General features: G+C 35.3%; 14 protein-coding genes. 8 read left to right on the forward strand and 6 right to left on the reverse strand.

Annotation, left to right across the window (positions count from 1 at the left end; genetic code table 11):
- Positions 1-150: 150 nt before the first annotated feature.
- The 3 genes from ACP6PL_RS19080 (at position 151) to ACP6PL_RS19090 (ending at position 4,773) form a co-directional block, all read left to right on the forward strand.
- Entirely contained in the window at positions 151-1,479 is a 1,329-nt protein-coding gene (locus ACP6PL_RS19080; protein ID WP_426546856.1) for a cytosine deaminase, read from the forward strand.
- Positions 1,480-1,647: 168 nt separating this feature from the next.
- Positions 1,648-2,517, forward strand: a complete 870-nt coding sequence (locus tag ACP6PL_RS19085) for a DUF6714 family protein (protein ID WP_426546857.1) — start codon at positions 1,648-1,650, stop codon at positions 2,515-2,517.
- Between the two features lie 153 nt (positions 2,518-2,670).
- On the forward strand, positions 2,671-4,773 hold the full coding sequence (locus ACP6PL_RS19090) for a pentapeptide repeat-containing protein (protein ID WP_426546858.1): 2,103 nt from the start codon (positions 2,671-2,673) through the stop codon (positions 4,771-4,773).
- A gap of 360 nt (positions 4,774-5,133) precedes the next feature.
- Here the strand turns inward: ACP6PL_RS19090 and ACP6PL_RS19095 are convergent, their stop codons facing one another.
- Positions 5,134-5,550 carry a helix-turn-helix domain-containing protein gene (locus ACP6PL_RS19095; protein WP_426546859.1) on the reverse strand — a complete coding sequence of 139 codons (417 nt, stop codon included), beginning with the start codon at positions 5,548-5,550 and terminating at the stop codon, positions 5,134-5,136.
- A complete protein-coding gene (locus tag ACP6PL_RS19100) occupies positions 5,525-5,833 on the reverse strand; it encodes a type II toxin-antitoxin system HigB family toxin (protein ID WP_426546860.1) in 309 nt (102 codons plus the stop codon). The genes ACP6PL_RS19095 and ACP6PL_RS19100 overlap by 26 nt, the downstream gene beginning before the upstream one ends.
- Before the next feature lie 135 nt (positions 5,834-5,968).
- Between ACP6PL_RS19100 and ACP6PL_RS19105 the strand changes: the two genes are divergently transcribed.
- Positions 5,969-7,324 (forward strand): FAD-binding oxidoreductase, encoded by a 1,356-nt coding sequence (locus ACP6PL_RS19105; RefSeq protein WP_426546861.1) that lies wholly within the window; start codon positions 5,969-5,971, stop codon positions 7,322-7,324.
- A 526-nt stretch (positions 7,325-7,850) separates the two neighbouring features.
- Here the strand turns inward: ACP6PL_RS19105 and ACP6PL_RS19110 are convergent.
- Positions 7,851-9,266: an aldehyde dehydrogenase family protein gene (locus ACP6PL_RS19110; protein WP_426546862.1), complete on the reverse strand. Its 1,416-nt coding sequence runs from the start codon at positions 9,264-9,266 to the stop codon at positions 7,851-7,853.
- 443 nt (positions 9,267-9,709) lie between these two features.
- On the opposite strand from ACP6PL_RS19110, the gene ACP6PL_RS19115 reads away from it, so the two are divergent.
- Positions 9,710-10,528: a class I SAM-dependent methyltransferase gene (locus ACP6PL_RS19115; RefSeq protein ID WP_426546863.1), complete on the forward strand. Its 819-nt coding sequence runs from the start codon at positions 9,710-9,712 to the stop codon at positions 10,526-10,528.
- Between the two features lie 468 nt (positions 10,529-10,996).
- Here the strand turns inward: ACP6PL_RS19115 and ACP6PL_RS19120 are convergent, their stop codons facing one another.
- The 3 genes from ACP6PL_RS19120 to ACP6PL_RS19130 all read right to left on the reverse strand — a co-directional run bounded on the left by ACP6PL_RS19120 (position 10,997) and on the right by ACP6PL_RS19130 (position 14,004).
- Entirely contained in the window at positions 10,997-12,040 is a 1,044-nt protein-coding gene (locus tag ACP6PL_RS19120) for a nitrilase-related carbon-nitrogen hydrolase (RefSeq protein ID WP_426546864.1), read from the reverse strand.
- Between the two features lie 445 nt (positions 12,041-12,485).
- Positions 12,486-12,680: a hypothetical protein gene (locus ACP6PL_RS19125; RefSeq protein ID WP_426546865.1), complete on the reverse strand. Its 195-nt coding sequence runs from the start codon at positions 12,678-12,680 to the stop codon at positions 12,486-12,488.
- A gap of 229 nt (positions 12,681-12,909) precedes the next feature.
- Positions 12,910-14,004 carry a PstS family phosphate ABC transporter substrate-binding protein gene (locus ACP6PL_RS19130; protein WP_426546866.1) on the reverse strand — a complete coding sequence of 365 codons (1,095 nt, stop codon included), beginning with the start codon at positions 14,002-14,004 and terminating at the stop codon, positions 12,910-12,912.
- A gap of 222 nt (positions 14,005-14,226) precedes the next feature.
- On the opposite strand from ACP6PL_RS19130, the gene ACP6PL_RS19135 reads away from it, so the two are divergent.
- From ACP6PL_RS19135 to ACP6PL_RS19145, 3 genes are all read left to right on the forward strand, one after another.
- Entirely contained in the window at positions 14,227-16,602 is a 2,376-nt protein-coding gene (locus ACP6PL_RS19135; protein ID WP_426546867.1) for a CBS domain-containing protein, read from the forward strand.
- 293 nt (positions 16,603-16,895) lie between these two features.
- The gene (locus ACP6PL_RS19140; RefSeq protein ID WP_426546868.1) at positions 16,896-18,083 is read left to right on the forward strand and encodes a DUF4336 domain-containing protein; all 1,188 of its coding nucleotides are present in this window, start codon (positions 16,896-16,898) and stop codon (positions 18,081-18,083) included.
- A gap of 92 nt (positions 18,084-18,175) precedes the next feature.
- On the forward strand, positions 18,176-18,898 hold the full coding sequence (locus ACP6PL_RS19145; RefSeq protein WP_426546869.1) for a response regulator: 723 nt from the start codon (positions 18,176-18,178) through the stop codon (positions 18,896-18,898).
- Positions 18,899-19,166 lie beyond the last annotated feature (268 nt).

The following is a 19,166-nucleotide window of genomic DNA, read 5'->3' on the forward strand; positions in this document are numbered from 1 at the left end:
AGACTAAAATTGTGGGTAAAAAAACTTAATCCCCTAATCCCATTCCCTTGCAGGGAAGGGGAAATAATCTGCCTTATCCTTGTAGGAGATGGGTTTGGGGAACGGTCTTAATCAAACTAATAAATACTCATAAATTTAATAATTACATATATGAACAATCAACAATTTTCAGTAATCCCTGATACTTCTAACTATTGGTTAAAAAATGCTCATGTACCTGTGTGTCTTATAGAAACTGACTCAGAGATATCAAGTGACACTAGGGAAGGTTTGTCTTTAGTAAATATAGAAATTAAAAACGGAATCATCACACAAATTGTCCATTCCTCGGCAAAGTTATCTTCAACTGGGGACATTCCTACTGTTGACCTGAAAGGTGGTATGGTATGGCCATGTTTTGTGGATATGCACACCCATCTAGATAAAGGACATATTTGGGTGCGATCGCCTAACTTAGATGGTAGTTTTAATGGTGCTTTGGATGCGGGTGCTAGGGATGCGGGAAAATATTGGAATGCTGAAGACATTTATCGGCGGATGGAATTTGGTCTCAAATGTAGTTATGCTCATGGTACAAAGGCTATTCGGACTCATCTTGACTGTTTTGGAGAACAGGTAAATATTAGTTTGGAGGTATTTCAAACATTACAAAAAGAGTGGGAAGGTAAATTAATATTGCAACCTGTTTCTTTGGTTACTGGGGATTATTATCTTACTGAAGCTGGAGAAAAATTAGCCGATCAAATTGCTGATGTTGGTGGGATATTAGGAGCGGTTCCATTTATGAGTTCAGATGTAGATAATCAATTAGATAGATTATTTAGTCTGGCGAAAGAAAGACAATTAGATTTAGACTTACATACTGATGAAAATGGAGACCCTAATTCTAGGGTTTTACATAAGGTTGCTGAGAAGGCAATTAGTCATCAATTTTCTGGGAAAATTATCTGCGGACATTGTTGTAGTTTAGCTGTACAAACTCCTGAAAAAGTAATAGAAACTTTGGAGTTAGTTAACGAAGCTGGTATTAGTATTGTTAGTCTGCCAATGTGTAATCTTTATCTGCAAAATAGGCAAGATAATTATACTCCGAGATGGCGGGGTGTGACTTTATTACATGAATTGAAAAAACAGGTAATTTCTGTTGCTCTTGCCAGTGATAATTGTCGCGATCCATTTTTTGGATTTGGCGACCATGATGTTTTGGAAGTGTTTAATATGTCGGTGAGAATTGCTCATTTAGATATGCCTTATGGAGATTGGCCGAATGCTGTGACTAAGACTCCTGCCGATTTAATTGGTTTGCCTAATATTGGTAGAATTAAAGTTGGGTTGTCTGCCGATTTAATTCTGTTTAAAGGTAGGAATTTTAGCGAACTTTTATCACGGTCTCAACATGATAGGGTGGTGTTGAGAAATGGTCGAGTTATTGATACAACTTTACCTGATTATTGTGAATTAGATAGTTTGTTTGAATAGGATAAAAATTTACGGGAGTAATAGGAGGAAAATTTACGGGAGCAAGATGCTCCCACTATTAAACAATTGAATTTTGACAGATGTAGGTTGGGTTTTGCTGCGCAACATGTAAAGCGACAGCGCAACCCAACATATACTTGATCTAATCATAAAAATCGAAAAAGTTTGATGAATAAACCGAAAATAACAAAATTTTATCCTTGCCCTTGTTGTGGTTATTTAACTCTAGAAAAACCACCACCAGGAACATATCAAATCTGCCCAGTTTGTTTTTGGGAAGATACTAATAATTTTGAGGAATGGGGCACAAATTATTGTACTTTGAGACAAGCACAGCAAAATTTTAATCGTTGGGGAGTTTGTGAAGAAGAATGGGGATATTTGGTAAGAAATCCGACTGAAAGTGAAGCTAGACTGCCTAATTGGAAAACTTTAGACGAAAAATTAGAGATTTTTAAACAACAAGTTATTCAGGCTATTCAGGAAGCATTTGCTGGAGTCAAGCTAGAGGATGGAATTACTTTAATTGAAGCTCGGATGATTGATGATTATATGTTTAATGTTTCTCTAAAAAAAGAAGATAAGTACGATCGACGGCAACAACAAATTTACCATAATATTCTAGCTAAAAATGGAGGAGTATATATTTCCCAAGATTTAGTTAAAAATTTATCTGTTGAAGAATTATTACCCAATAATTGGCAGGATACTAATGATAAGTTAATTGAAAATTTATCTGATATTTTAAGCTTTTTCGATGAAAAAGGCTATCGTTTCTATCTACCTGCTTATATTTTATGGACAATCAATAATTATGAGACCTCCAATAGCACTTCTATTGACTCTACAATGTTTTCTTTAATTCCATCCTCTTTTAATCTATCTCGTAGAGAATTTTTTACCAGGGAACAATCAAAAGCAATTTGTAAATTTTTACGTTTTATGAGTATTGATGATAATTACGGTCAATATAATACTTTTGAATCATTAGAATATTGGGGGCAATTTTGTCAACCTTTAGATGATGAAGTTGAATAAGTTATTAAGTAGGAATTTCTAAGAAAAACAAACAGGATATGAGGAGGAAATGTAGTAATCAATTTTATCTAATATTATATTGTTAGAAGTTTTAAAACCAGTGGTCATTTTTCCAATTTTCCTTTACTAAATCCTTATTAATAGATACAAAATATGAATCGACGCAAACGTAAAATATTACAACGATATCAACAAGGTGAACGGAATTTCCAAGGAGCTAATCTTAGAGGTCTGTCTTTTAAGGGAAAAGATTTGTCTCATGCAGATTTCAGTTTTGCTGATATTCGGGGTACTAATTTTCGTGGGGCAAATCTAACGGGGGCGAAGTTTTGTGGAGCTAAGGCAGGGTTACAGAAACGTTGGGTGGTAGTTTTGCTTGCTAGTTCTTTTGTTTTAGTTGGTATATCACTTTTTTTGAATTCACTCATTTCAAATTTGATATTGCAAATATTTCAGTCAAGTAACTTAGAACCTCAAATTTATCGTTTGGTATCCTTAATTCCAATTATTACACTCTGGATAGCGTTTATTTGTCAAGGAATAGAAAACGCCTTCGTCCTAGTTGGAGGCTTTGCTGTAGCCGCAGGCATGGTTGGATTTATCGTTGGAGCCGGAGCCTTCGTCTTCGCCGGAACCTTTGCCTTAGCCTTAGGTGGAGCCTTCGCCGGAACCCTAGCCTTTATCCTAGCCTTCGCCGGAGCGGGATCCTTAGCCTTAGCCTTCACTGTAGCCTTAGCCTTATATGCATCTTTAGGCCCCTTGATCGAAGCCGGAGACTTCGTCACAGTTGAAGCATTACCACAAACTCTTTTCAGTTTTTACCTTGTTTATCGAGCAACAGAAGGAGATGAAAAATATGTTTTTATTGTTAACACAGCTATTGCTTTTGCTGCCATAGGTGGAACATCTTTTGGAGATGCAAATTTAACCGATGCTGACTTTACTAATGCGACTCTCAAAAGTACAGATTTTAGAGGAGCGAACATAACCCATGCTTGTTGGAAAAACACTATAAAACTCGACTGCATACGACCAGGAAAAACTTATCTAAAATATGCCAAAGTCAGAGAGTTAGTAAAAACTGGTGAAAGTGAAAATATAAACTTAAATCGCTTTGACCTCCAAGGAATTAATCTTAAAGGAGCCAACCTAAAAAATGCCAGTTTCATAGAAGCAAATCTCAACTTAGCCAACCTTCAAAATACAAACCTTTCTCGTGCCAAATTAGTAGGAACATTTTTAGACCAAGCTAACCTCACAGGCGCAACTTTAACCGGAGCTTTTCTTGAAGACTGGGGGATAACAACCACAACTAAACTAGATGGTATCAAATGCGATTATGTTTATATGCGTCTGCCTCCAGATAAACGACCAGACTTTCTCAAACTTCCACCAGAAGAAAGTTTGGATGAGCGTCTGCGCCGAAAACCTGCCGATGAAGATAAATATTTTGAAGAAGGAGAATTTGCAGAGTTTATCAAACCTTTAGTGAATACCTTAGACCTTTATCATAATCAAGGAGTAGACCCCCGAATAGCTGCATATTCATTTGAGAAACTACAAAAAGACCATCCAGAAGCAGAAATAAAAATGCGTTCTATGGAGGTTCGAGGGGAAAATAATGACAAATTATTGATTAGAGCTGACACTACACTTGAAGCTGACCATTCAGTTTTAGATAAAGAATATTTCAATACTTATAATGAGTTAAAAGCACTTTCAGGAGAACAACTTCGAGCAGTATTGGCACAGAGAGAAAAGGATATTGAATGGTATAAAGGTGTATTAAGTGCAGCAGTTAATCGCCCTAGTGTTAATATAGGAAAGTATAGTAGTAAAGGAGATACAAAAATGGCAGAAAGTAGTGGAGACCAAATTCATGCTCGTGAAATTCATGGAGCAGTTAGCAACAAAGGAGAAATTTATGGTTTAGCTGGTAGCGGAGGAGAGATTAAAGATTCTGCAAAAATTGCTCGTACAATTTATGAATCTCAGGAACCAAATTTAGCACAAGCAGCAAAAGATATTCAAGAATTATTAGAGCAACTAGATGAAACTTACTCATCAGATACAACGGCAGGGAAAATGAAAATTGCTACAGAAGTAATTACACAAATTGATAATAATTCAACTAAAGCAGAAAGAATATTCAGTGCGATAAAAGCTGGTGGAGTTTCTGCCGTTGAACAATTACTAAATCATCCTGCTAGTAGCTTTGTTATTGCAGCATTGGAAGATTGGCAAAAGACTAAATAAATTAAATAATTTTATTAGTTATTGTAATATAATATGCCGATAATCAGCGATAAAAAAGTTTTTGTTTGTAGTAGGGCTTTAGCCCGAAGTATAGATAGGGCTGAAGCCCTACTACGAACTTTAATTATAAACTCAAACGTAGATAATATTAAGTCATTGCGACTGGAACGGAGCGGAAGGAAGCAATCTCCTAGACTCTTGAGATTGCTATCCTGACGGACTGCTTCGCAAACGCTTCGCTCGCAATGACGGTTTTCATTCGGATTATATATAACATTATAAATTAAATAATTTGGTTATTTATTGTAAGTCATTGCGACTGGAACAGATTCCTTAGATGGCTTCCTATCGTCGCAATGACTACTTTTCATTATCTATCAATAAAGATGGAGAAATATGGAAAAAATTAGCTAGTTCTTGAATTTGATTTTCTGATAGTTTACATTTGCTATTCAATATTTCTAATACCATAAATTCATTGCCAAAAATAGGAACTAAATCTTGAGGAGAAAGTTGAAATTCTTCTAATAAAGCTTTCAGAAGTTCAACACCTCGAATAGTAGGAATTGGTTCGTGTTCTTCTTCATATTCATAGACTAACATTCCTAAAACTTTTAGATAGTCGCGATCTTCTTTTGTTAGGGAACCTTTGTCTAAAATAGAATTAATCCGATTTTGAGTAGCTATTAATTCAGTTTCGTTAGTTATGGGGCGAGGGGGAAATGTAGTAATTAATTCTAGATAATAATTGTTAGGAGTTTTGAAACCAGTCGTCATTTTTCCAATTTTCCTTGTCGTATTCGGAGTGCGTTAGTACAGCGCGAATAAAAATTATTTTGTACTCGTAATCAATGTAAGTAATGAGTCGATAATTATTTCCTCCAATATTAAAGACAGTAAAATTTCCAACTAAGTCTGCTGAAGGAAAGATTTGCCGTAAATCATTAAAGTTTTGAAACTCTGCATCTGATACCCTATTATACCATAGCAAAAGTCCAGGTTTAGCATTAGAATGTTTTTCCCAGTATTCTCTCAGTGTCCTCCGACTGATAATACGCATAAAGAGCGATCGCTACTTATTGATGTTATTCAATTATATCACAATATCTTTCAAAAAACTTCTTATTATCACAGCAACTACTTTTGAAGCAATTCTATATAATAATGTTAAAATAATCTTTTACTCAAAATTCCAATGACAACAACTAAAACAATACAAATAAATTGGGATGCCCTAGCATCAGAACTAACAGATATCGAAATTATTACCGAGCCAAATCAAGTAATTAAACTTTCCTTAGACTATTATCATTTCAGCCCTGTTTTACAATCGCAACTGAAAGATAAAAAGGCTGATTTAATTGTACGTCCTACCAATGAAGCAGAGGTTTTACAAATAGCTAAAACTTGTGTTAAATATCAAGTACCTTTAACAGTTAGAGGTGCCGGAACTGGTAACTACGGACAATGTATTCCTTTGGAGGGAGGGGTAGTTCTCGACACTACAAAAATGAATAATATTAATTGGATTAAACCTGGTTTATCTTGCGTCGAACCAGGAGTAAAATTAGTTGCTTTAGATAAAAAAGCCAGAGAAATTGGTTGGGAAATCAGGATGTTTCCCTCAACTTATCGCATCGCTACAATTGGTGGATTTATTGGTGGTGGTAGTAGTGGAATAGGTTCAATTAATTATGGTGGATTGAGAGATAGAGGTAATGTTTCTGCTGTCCGAGTTGTTACGATGGAAGACGAACCAAGAGTTATAGAATTGCGCGGCGATGATGTACAAAAAGTTAATCATGCTTATGGAACAAATGGAATTATTACTCAATTAGAAATACCTTTGGCTCCTAGTTATCCTTGGGCAGAATTAATTGTGACTTTTGATGATTTTATGACCTGTGCAAAATTTGCTCAAGCATTGGGAGATAGTGATGGAATTGTCAAAAAATTAATTACAATTTTTGCTTGGCCGATACCTAGTTTTTTTGCTGGTTTAAAAAATTCAATTCCTGAAGGAAAACATTGTGCTTTTTTGATGGTATCTGAATATAGTTTAGAATCTTTGCAAGATTTGCTTAAAGAATTTAAGGGCGAAATTTGTTATGAAAAAACTGGTGAAGAGGCAAGTAAAGGTACACCGATATATGAGTTTACTTGGAATCATACAACTTTACACGCTCGGAGTGTAGATACAAATTTGACTTATTTACAAAGTGGTTTTCCAAGTGATAAAAATCTGGCATTTGTAGAAAAAATGTATCGGCATTTTGGCGATGAAGTAATCATGCACTTAGAGTTTATGAAAATGGATGGTAAAACTACACCAGTCGGTTTACAAATTGTTCGTTATAGTTCGGAAGAAAGGTTGAATGAAATTATTGAATATCACGAGGAAAATGGGGTAATGATTTTTAATCCTCATACCTATATTTTGGAAGATGGAGGAATGAAAACTACAGACTTTGAACAGTTAGAATTTAAGCAAAAAGTAGACCCTTATGGTTTATTAAATCCTGGAAAAATGAAAGCGTGGTTAGATAATTGATAATTAATAATGGATAATTGATAATTAAATAAACAAGATTTCCGCACTTGGTTCAATCCTCTCGGTTTTAACCAAAGATAATTAATAATTACAGTGCTTCCTATTCATCCTTATTTATAACTATTCAACCAGACATAATATTAGCGCGTATCTACAAAAAAAATAGCCCCTAAGTATATAGGGACTACAACTTAATGAAACACACACAAACACATACATAAATAAAAGTAGAAGAAATTATTGATATTTTTTTTGAGGTACTCCTTAATTGCTAATCTCTATGTTTTAATCATCTCCTAAATTTTGGCGAAGTGGGATAATGTGCATGAGTCATCACAAAAAACCTTGTTCCTGTGAGTGGACGTGCAAAAAAATGCACGTTATATCATGTCTGGTTGAATAGTTATAAATAAATGAGGGACAAGTCAGGAGTCAGGAGGAGAGGGAATTACAAACATGAGCGTAGTTACAACGATTGGAGAATTTTTTTATGTCCAATCAAGCGGATTTGATATTACGCTTGGTATTAATCAAACCACCAAGGATTAGGAACAGAATTTACTTTAGTTAAAATCGCTTTTTTCCGCAAAAATCTTTTCATACCATCAGCACCCATTCGGGAATTACCTAAACCAGAAAACTTAAAAGAATTTTTTTCTCCTTCATTTATTAACGCTGTTAAACCTGCATCATTAATACTAATTCCACCAGCATTTATCTGATTAGCAACTGCTAAAGCTTCAGTTTCAGAACCTCCAAATACAGCAGCACTTAAACCATAAATCGTATCATTTGCTAACCTAATTGCTTCTTCGACAGTAGCAAAAGACATAACTGGTATTATCGGTCCAAAAGTTTCCTCAGTCATTATTTTCATACTATGATTTACTTGACTTAAAACCGTAGGTAAACACCAGAAACCACCATCTAACTTTTCTACATTTCCTCCACAATGAATAACTGCACCTTTGCTCACTGCATCTTCTAAATGTTCGGTAATAATATCTGCCTGTTTATCTGAAATAATCGGTCCAATTTCTCCAGATTCAATATTAGGATAATTTAACTTCAGACTTTTGGCTTTTTCGGTAATTTTAGTAATAAATTCTGTAAAAATTGACTCGGCTACATAAATACGTTCAATCGATAAACATGACTGTCCTGCATTAACAACTGAACCCCATAAAAGTGCCGATGTTGCTAACTCTAAATCTGCTGACTCAAGAACTATTGCTGGATCTTTTCCTCCTAATTCTAAACAAGCTGGAATAAATTTTTTTGCCGCTGCTTCGGCAACTTTTTTACCTGTGGCAACACTACCAGTAAAACAAATAAAATCTACATATTCTATTAAATTTGCACCAGTTTCTCCAGCTCCTTCAATAAAAGTAAAAATATCCTGCAACAATGGAATAGTAGCTATAGTTTCTAACAAAGGTTGAATAAATCTAGGAGTAATTTCACTCGGTTTAATTATAACAGCACAACCAGCAAGTAGAGCTGGAATTGCATCTATTAAAGATAACAATAGGGGGAAATTCCAGGGGCTAATAATACCAACTAACTGATAAGGAATTAACTGATTTTGCAGTTGAATAAATGGAATTGTTGTAGTTTTTGTTTCCCCAGTTGCTAATAGTTCTGGTGCTAAGTTGCACCATCTATCTATACTATTAATTACAGAGTCAATTTCTATTCTTGATTCTATGAGTCTACCTGTGTCATTGACTAATGCTTTGGTTAACTTTTCTTGGTCAGCTAAAATAGATTTTTTCCACTGTTTAATTGTCTCAACTCGTTTTTCTATTCCTAACTGTTGCCACTCAATTTGTGCTTTGCGTAAACTGACACATTTAGCAGCAATTTCTGCTGCTGTTGAAGGAGTAATAAAATAATCTATTTTTCCTGTCCGTGGGTTGCGCACTTGAACTTGATTAACCATAAACTATGCTTCTTTTTTTTGATTTAGTAAATTTTAGGAATTACGAGCATATTATACCAATTTCATCAAACAATATGACAAAATTGTGCTTATTAGAAACAGGGTATGCCATTTCAGTTATCAGTTATCAGTTGTCAACAAGTATCTACTAAATTGGGGTTGCTGATTAGGTAATGCTCTTCAAGATTTATAAACTTTACAACTATAGTTTTTTAATAGATTTTTAAGATAAAAGCATGACGCATTTACCAGGGCCAATAAATTAGTATATACTATAGCAATCCTATTTTATTGGTGGTAAAAATATTATTGCTTTTTAGGTTTAAATGCCTAACAGATTATCCATTTTTAAAGAGATAATTATCAATTATTCATTATCCATTATTAATTAATGAATGTAGTATGATAGAGTGAAAAAAAACTGTCCAAATCAGATCAAATAAATGACTAATTTAGCCAAAGAATTTAGAGAATTTGAATATAATGCGTGGCAACAATCTGTAGACCAATATGATAATTCTTTTGGTTCTCTAACCAATCAAATGATTCAACCACTTCTGAATGCTGTGAACCCCCAAACAGGAACTAAAATACTTGATGTTGCTACTGGACCTGGTTATGTAGCTGCGGGTGCTGCTAAACTTCAATGTCAGGCGATCGGATTAGATTTTTCTGATGCGATGTTAAAGAAGGCTAAACAACTTAATCCTGACCTAGAATTTATCCAAGGAGAAGCCGAATCTTTACCTTTTAAAAATGAAGAATTTGATGCTGTTGTGATGAATTTTGGCATCTTACACTTGGCTGAACCTCAAAAAGCAATTAATGAAGCATTTCGAGTGCTGCGTCATCCAGGAAAATTTGCTTTTACTGTCTGGGATGTCATGGATAAATGTATTGGAATGAAGTTAGTTTATGAAGCAATTCAAGCTTATGGTAATTTAGAAGTAGATCTTCCTGAAGGACCTCCATTCTTTTATTTTAGTGAAGAACAAAACTGTATTTCTGCATTACAAAATGCAGGTTTTTCTCATCTTTTAGTAAGTAAATTTTCTTTGACTTGGGAATTAACAAATGCTGATGAATTGCTTGATGCTTTTTATCAAGGCACGGCAAGAACAGGTGGTTTGCTTCGCAATCAAACTGAGGAAAATCTTGCAAATATTAGGACTAATATTCGTCAAACATCACAGCCTTATTTTGATAAAAATAAATTGGTTTTACCTATGTCTGCTTTAGTAGCATCAGGAACAAAATTATGACTAATTTAGTAGGATTTTGAAATACAAATTTTATTGGGTAATTTCATTAATGGATAATGAATAATTGATAATTGATAATTATCTCTGGTTAAAACCGTGAGGGAATATGTATAAGGAAATATTATTTCCTCTCTTGGTCGATTGGATATGGGGAGGAGACCTTGCCATCCCATCCTAGGTCATGCTCCGCAAACGACCGCTTTTTTTCCCATGAAAGGGGAGGGTTTTAACCTGAATTATTTAATCCCCATTCCTTAATTATTAATTATAAGGAGGCTAGCTGTTAACAGCTATTGCTTTTAGTAGGCATTCAAAACTTTATTAATTGAGCCAGAATTAAATCTTACTACAAAATACTTTAAAGTCTATATTTATTTAAACTCCGTCCTTAAAAGGAGTGTCTTATTCTGCTTGATCTGACTGTTAATAGCTGAATGCTTACATTATTAATTATTAATTGTTGAAGTATTAGATAATATCCTGTTTTGCCAACTCTTCAATAGTTGCAACTTGAGTTTCAATAAAATGTTTTCGTTCCACAACTCCACTATCCATAGTATTAGGAGGATAACCATGAAACTGACGATAACTTTCTGCATAAGCATCCCACCGTTGTCTTGCTAATAAATTTTTCATTCCCACTTGATGGCGATAGTTGCGCAGAGCAGTAATATCAATTTCTGCATAAGCTGCCATACTTTCCCCTTGCCCAGTTTCTGCTAATACTAAACCTCGATAGTCGAGAATTTTGGAACCCCCATCAACCGAAGCTTCAGCAATAGGAGTATTGGCAATACCAGCAGTATTAGCAGAGACAACATACATCATATTCTCCACAGCACGGGAAACTTTTGCTGCTTCTTTAGGCGATCGCGCTTGCCCATAAATTTCCGAGGTAGGATGGAGTAAAATTTCTGCCCCCCGCATCGCCAAACATCGCGTCACTTCTGGGAATAAAATTTCATCAGAGGCGACAGCAGCAAGATTACCGATCGCTGTTTTCGCCACAGGAAACACACCCTCTAAACCGTAACAGTCAAGATATTTATCCCAAACATCGTGGGGAGTAGGAGCAAACATGGAGTTGAGACGACGATAGCGTAATACCATATTGCCACTGGGGTCAAAAACAAAGCAATTTTGAAAATATAGTTCGGGAAAATTGGGGTCAAGTTCGTAAGCATTGCCTGCCAGAAAAATAGCATTCTTTTGGGCAATTTCTCCCAGGCGATCATAAAGTGGGTCATTCATTTCTAAACAAGCTTTGTCCGCCCAACTTTTCAAAGACTCCGCCATCGGGAAACTTGTAAGGAAATATTCTGGTAACTGGACTAATTTACAGTTAGGCCCAATAAATGCTTTACTAGCAGCTATTTGTTGGCCGATGCGATTAATAGTTTGTTCGATGAGCGATCGCGCTTCTGAGCGGTCATTGGCCTTATTTACAGCCTCAGCCTTAACTTGGAGGGCCAAAGCTTGGAAAGGGGGTATTTGGTGAATGGATTTTGTCATAATTTACTAACTAATACCAATTTCAAAAAATATTGCTATGTTAACCTTTTCTAAAAGTCCTATTTAGGGTTTGCTGAAAAAGTCTTATGGGTGAGGGTAGGAGTCAGGAGTCACGAGGAGTGGGAAATTTAGAGGAGGCAGAAGGAAGAATTATCCCTGGATTTTTCTGCCTCGCGTCAACCAAAATCTTAACTTTTTGCAGGTATAGACAACAAAAACCTTGTACTTTTTGAGGACCGAGAAAGGCTAAAACCTTTATCTGTCAATGCTTTTATATTTAATCAGCAAACCCTATTTAAACCCTTGTGCCAGCAAAAGTCCTAAAGCTGATAACTGGTAACTGGTAACTGATAACTGATAAAAAGGGGCGTAAAATATTACGCCCCAGCAAAATATATAACTGTAGTTAAAGTGTAAGAACGAAAAATAGTCTACTCAAGATAGCTTAGGAAGCTGGATCTTGATCTTGATTTATTTGCCGTTCTATAGTCTGAATGGCCGCATTAAGTCCAGCCAGTCTGGTTTCTAGGTCATCTCGCATCCACTTGAGGAATTTGAGTTTATTCTCCTGCTGGGCCTTACGAGATTCTGGTTGAAAAAAGTCCCAACCACAGCAGGACTTAGCAAAGAATGGAAACATGGACAATACTCTCAACTCATCCTTACTTAATATTTTGAAACAAAAATTCTGGAATAGTAAGGAATAATTACCTAAATTCAGAAGTTAGAAGTTAGAAGTCAGAGGTTAGATAGGAGGGAAAGTCGTCAGATTGGCGATATACAGAAATTAATTTCTTGCTGTGATTATATTTGAGAAGCATTCAGAATCTTTCCGCCAGTAATGGGAACCACTTTACTTTTGACTTTTTTTAACTGCCACCCATCTCCTTTATTTCTTTTTCAGACAAATATTTTTCAGTAAGCTTAACACCAACGGCAGATTCTCCTTCAAAAACTGAGCCAGTAGTCAGTTCTTCAAGACGCTTCTTTACTTTTACTTGTATAATTCCTGATATAGGAACATAACCCACTTTAGAAATAATCTCTTTGTTAGTCACATCTATTTGGTAATCAACAAAAGCTTGAACAGGAGGCATTGTTTCTAGGGAATTTTTATTCACATATAAAAATAATGGACGAGATAGGGGAGTATAAGCACCATTAGCGATCGTCTCCTGACTTGGTTCGATACATTGACCACTACTATTCTCAATACTAATCAATTTCAAAACATCTTTGTTATTTTCATAATAGGCAAGACTAAGGAAACCCAAACTACCCCAGTCAGATTCGACGCCCTGAATAATAATATTATCATCTTCGCTAGCTTTAAAGTCCTTTCGGCTTTTACCTGCTGCTCCAACAACAGCATCAGTAAAGTAATCATAAGTGCCAGAGTCAGTATCAGGAGCATAAAGACGCAGGGGTTCTTCGGGAAACTTCTCACGAATTTGTTTCCAGTTGGTAATTTTATCAGCATCATCAGGCTGCCAAATTTTTTTTAATTCCTCTATAGTTAGACAGTCTGACCAGTCATTGTACTGGTTGGCAATAATAGAAATAGCATCAAAGGCAATAGGAATTTCAACGAACTCTATTCCGTTTGCCCGACACAGATCGATCTCAGACTTTTTAATGGGACGGGAAGCATTTGATATATCCGTGTCCCCAATACAGAACTTTTTCAGTCCAGAACCAGAACTAGATATTCCCACAATTACCTCAAGATCAGGATTATCCTGCATAAAATTTTGAGCCATTGTATCGGAGATGGGAAAAATGGTACTTGAACCATCAACTAGAACATAGCTTCTTATCTCTTCTTCTTCTGAAGTTACTGCTGCGGAGGGAGTCTCAATAAGTTCTGTTTTCTTCTCCCCACCCACACAGGCAGTTACTAGCAGGAGTAAGGCTAATGTAAAATAATGAAGATACTTGTATCTTAATTGAATTCCCAAGTTCATAGATTTTTTTGATAATGGTGTTTTTATTTAACAATACAATATATAATTTTATCACTGGTAAATATTGATGAAAAATTAATTTTTTCCTAAAATTTAGATTGGATTTTTAGGTAGTAACTACCATTGTCATAGAACTACCTAAAGAAAAGAAACTCTGAATTTAACTCAAAAATCTAGATAATATTTTAACTTACTCTTACCTAAAAATCAGGAAATATAATTATGATTGCTCAATCTAGTATGTATTCATCACCTCTACAACAAGCTATTGACCGTCATCCCTTAACTGTGACTCCAGAAACTCCTCTGGTAGATGTACTCAAACTAATGAGCAAGTTACATAATAGTTGTGCTTTGCCCAATGTGAATACATCTGAAAATGAGCAGGTCGATCAATCAATATTATTAAACCAAGAAAAAGCCACAAGTGTTTTAGTAGTAAAAAATATATCTGTTGAGCAAGAACAAAAGCATAATTCACAATCTTCTCTATTAGGCATATTTACTGCCAGTGATCTTGTCAAATTAATTGCTACCAATAAATTTAATAATCTACAAAAATTATCAGAAGATGTGCATATTAGCGAGGTAATGACATCTAATGTTATTACTCTCAAAGAATCAGACGATCAAGATTTATTTACAGCTTTGTCTCTGTTCCGGAAACATAAAGTTAGTCATCTACCAGTCCTAGATAGTAAAAGTCAAATAGTTGGTGTTGTGACACCAGAAAAAATTCGCCAAGTCCTACAACCTTCTAACATGCTGAGATCAAGACGAGTAAATGAAGTAAAAAATGATAGTGTTACAGTAACAATCTCAGGAACAGCATCATTGTTGAAAGTTAGTCAACTGATGGCAGAAAATAAAGTGAATAGTGTAATTATTACACAGAAGAAAAAAGTGCAAACACAAAGTATCGAAAAACCGATTGGTATAATTGCTAATGATGAGATTGCACAAGCCTATTTTATTGATATGGATTTGGCAAAAGTACCTGTAAAGAAGGTAATGAAAACTCAAATGAATTTTCTGCAACCAACAGATTCTCTATGGGATGCTCATAAAAAAATGTTGCAGGCACAAGTGCAACTATTGATAGTATGTAGCGAACAAGGAGAGTTACTGGGAACAGTAAATCAGACAAGTTTACTTCAAGTCTTAGATCCGACAGTAATGTTTGGATTAGTCAGAAAATTACGAGCTGATGTCAATCAACTACAAGCAGAAAAATTTGAGTTGTTACATAACCGAAATGCAGAACTAGAAAAAGAAGTTCAAGCCCGAACAGCAGAAATACAGGAACAGTTAGAGCGCGATCGCCTCTTGGCCAAAATTGCTCTCAGGATTCATCAATCCTTAAATCTAGATGAAATAATTAATGCTGCCGTTACAGAAGTGCAACAATTTTTGAAAGCTGATCGAGTGGTACTATTTGAAGTCAAATCTCCAAAAGTAACGAAGATAGTTGCTGAGTCAGTAGATAATAGTTGCCATTCTTGGATGGGCGATCGAGCTTCTTCTGAATGCTTAATGTCAAGTCTAAAAATTAAGAAAAATAAGATTCAGGCAATTGCAGATATTGAGCAAACAGATTTAGCTATAGAACAAATTACGAATTTGCAAAAAAAGCAGGTAAAATCTTTCTTGATAGTACCCATTTCTCAAGATGGGCAATTATGGGGAATTATGTGTACTCAAGAATACTCAGGCATTCGAGATTGGCAACCATCTGAAATTGATTTATTGCAGCAAATAGCAACCCAGTTAGCGATCGGTATCCAACAAGCTCAACTTTATGAACAAGTACAAACTCTCAACACAGACTTAGAAAGACAAGTACAAGAGCGTACTGCCGAATTGGAACAAAAAGTCAAAGAATTAGAGCAACTTAATATTCTCAAAGATGATTTTTTAAGTACTGTTTCCCACGAATTGAGAACACCTCTATCAAATATGAAAATGGCTATTCATATGCTGAAAGTATTCCCTATTTCAGAAAAGGGTGAAAGATATTTGAATGTTTTAGATACAGAATGTAAAAGAGAAATTGAATTAATCACCGATCTATTAGATTTACAGCGCCTAGAAGCAGGTACAGAATCCGTTGCTTTAGATACAATAGATTTAACAATTTGGCTTCCTACTATCATGGAACCTTTTAAATCACGGGTGAAAGAACGGCAACAAATTCTCAATACTACATATCCTAAACAACTACCTAAGATCCGTTCTAATAACAATAGTTTAGGCAGAATTTTAGCAGAACTTCTGAATAATGCTTGCAAGTATACTGAAGATGGTGGCGAAATCAAATTTTCAATTGAATATAACCAGAAAAAAAATAGTAAAATAAGCCCATCAGAAACTCCTGCTCCCATCAAATTTATAGTTAGTAATCCATCAGAAATTCCTGAATCCGAGTTACCTAAAATATTCACTAAATTTTATCGAGTGCCTAATGCCGATCCTTGGAAACAAGGTGGCACAGGTTTGGGTTTAGCTCTAGTAAAAAAATTAGTAGAACAGTTGAATGGAAATTTATTTGTCACCAGCAGTAATGGTTGGACAACTTTTACCGTAGAAATGCCCGCTTGAAGTCAAAAGTCAAAACTTAGAAATTAGAAATTAGAAGCTAAAGTCACAGCAATAATCACGGCAACAAACCCAGTTTCTTATTTAGGTGCTTCAGCAGTTAACAATTAATAATTACTTCTTCCTAAAAAGGAGAAGATTGACACTATTTGGAAAAATTTTGATTTTTTCCCCTTAAAAAGGGTAGGCTTTAAACCAAGGTATTTAGTTAATAATTATTAATTATTAATTATTAATTATTAATTATTCGGTAAGTCCTGATAAATTAATAACTGTAGTCAATAACTGCATTAAAGGTGCGTTCAGGGAAAAAAATACAACAGCAGAATTCTAACTCTAAGGATTGGTCATGGCCACTATGGCCAATTTTACCCTTATATCCCTATGGGCAACGGCGGACGTTAAGAAAAGAAATAGTTAAAGATACAATCTGGACTTTTGATCAACTTCAAGGTATCTTCTATGTCACTGTGCCAATTAGGATGACAGTAGTCAGAATGATTGGAGGCGGTTTGTTTGTCTATGCCCCAATAGCACCAACCAGGGAATGCGTCCGCCTTGTCAATGAATTGGTAGAAAAATATGGAGAAGTTCGCTACATTATTTTACCAACTATTTCTGGCTTAGAACATAAAGTATATGTGGGACCATTTGCGAGAAAATTTCCCACGGCAGAAGTTTTTGTCACGCCCAACCAATGGAGTTTTCCTCTAAATTTACCCTTGAGTTGGTTGGGTTTGCCAAGAAACCGCACCTACCTACTCCCTGCTAACAGTGGAGATGCACCTTTTGCAGCAGAATTTGACTACGCGACTCTTGGACCTCTTGATATTGGTTTGAGACCTTTTGCAGAAGTAGTATTCTGGCATAGTCCATCCCAAACCTTACTGGCAGTTGATACTGTTTTATCTGTACCTGCTGAACCGCCGGAGGTTTTGCATTTAGATCCCTATCCTTTATTATTTCATGCTAAAGATGATGTGTTTGATGTGGTAGAAGATACTCCGACAAATAGATGTATAGGGTGGCAAAAAATATGTTTGTTTGCATTGTATTTTCAGGTGGATGCTTTAGATGTAGTTCCTACTGGGGAAATATTGAAGAATGTGGGAAAAGCAGGCGATCGCTCGAAGCGTGCATATTTTGGTATCTTACCGTGGCGGTGGAAGTCTGACTGGCAGCGTTCTTTTACACAATTACGACAGGATGGGCGGTTATTAGTAGCGCCCATATTGCAAACTCTGATTTTAAATCGCGATCCAAAAAAGGTAATGGAGTGGGTTGAGAAGGTGGCAAGTTGGAATTTTCGGCAGATTATTCCTTGTCATTTTGATGCACCTATTCAGGCAAGTGGGTATGAGTTTAGGCAAGGGTTTAGTTTTTTAGAAAAAGATAGTGGCGGGTATTTACCAGAGACAGATTTACAATTTTTGAAACAATTAGATGATAAGCTTACAAAAATAGGGGTTTTACGTCAAAGCTGAAGAGCATTTTCTTATTTTCCCTATATATATAATAAATCAAAACTGATTTATAAACAACCGTACAAGTTTATCTTAAACAAAAAGGAATTACGATGAACGTAATCAGAGTTGTTTTGATTGAAAAGCATGACTTAAGTCGTACTGGGTTAGTAGCTGCATTGCAGATGTCTGAAGGTATCAAAGTAGTCGGAGATGCAGCTTATGGCCAAGAAGGTTTAAAAATTGTGCAGGCAACTCAGCCAGATGTGGTAATAGTTGCTCTGAATCTACCTGATATGGATGGAATTGAACTGACTCAAAAGTTGAAAGAATTAAATGGAAATCTCGAAGACTTACAAACAAAAGTCTTAGTCTTAACAACAAAAGATAGTGAAGATACTGTAATAGCTGCTTTTAGTGCTGGTGCAGATTCATATAGTCTCAAAGATGTCAGTTTTAGTAATTTACTTCAGGCTATTCAGGTTACTAATGAAGGTAATAATTGGATCGATCCGGCGATCGCTAGTATGGTAATTAAGCAAGCTCAGGAAACTTCCGATCATAATTCTCCAACTTCTCAACCAATAATAAAACTAAATGAAATGGACTGTGCGCCAGGAGGAGATGGAATAATTCAGATAGATCCTCTAACAGAAAGAGAATTAGAAGTATTACAGCTAATAGTTTCTGGATGTAGCAATGCTCAAATTGCTGAGAAGCTTTATATAACTACCGGAACTGTCAAAACCCATGTCCGTAGTATTTTAAATAAGCTATGTGCTAACGATCGCACTCAAGCAGCAGTCCGTGCTTTGCGTTCCGGTTTAGTTAGTTAAGCTCGATCAATTTTCCATTACATTAATAGTTATGGTTTCTATCTGCATTAGTCACAGATGTCAGGTTAGTCTAAGAGTTTGAATAAAAGTTTTTTCTAATCAATGCTTTCCTATTTAAAACTCACCCCAACTAATTCTTGACTTATCTTAGCTTGAAAAAGACTTTATCTATTCAGGGAAAAGTATTCAATACATTTTCCTTGAATTATTATAAAACATTACCGAATTATTAATTATTAATTGTTAATTAAATAATTGTGGTTTAAAG

Source organism: Dapis purpurea BLCC-M126 (genome assembly GCF_050015975.1).
GTDB lineage: Bacteria > Cyanobacteriota > Cyanobacteriia > Cyanobacteriales > Microcoleaceae > Trichodesmium.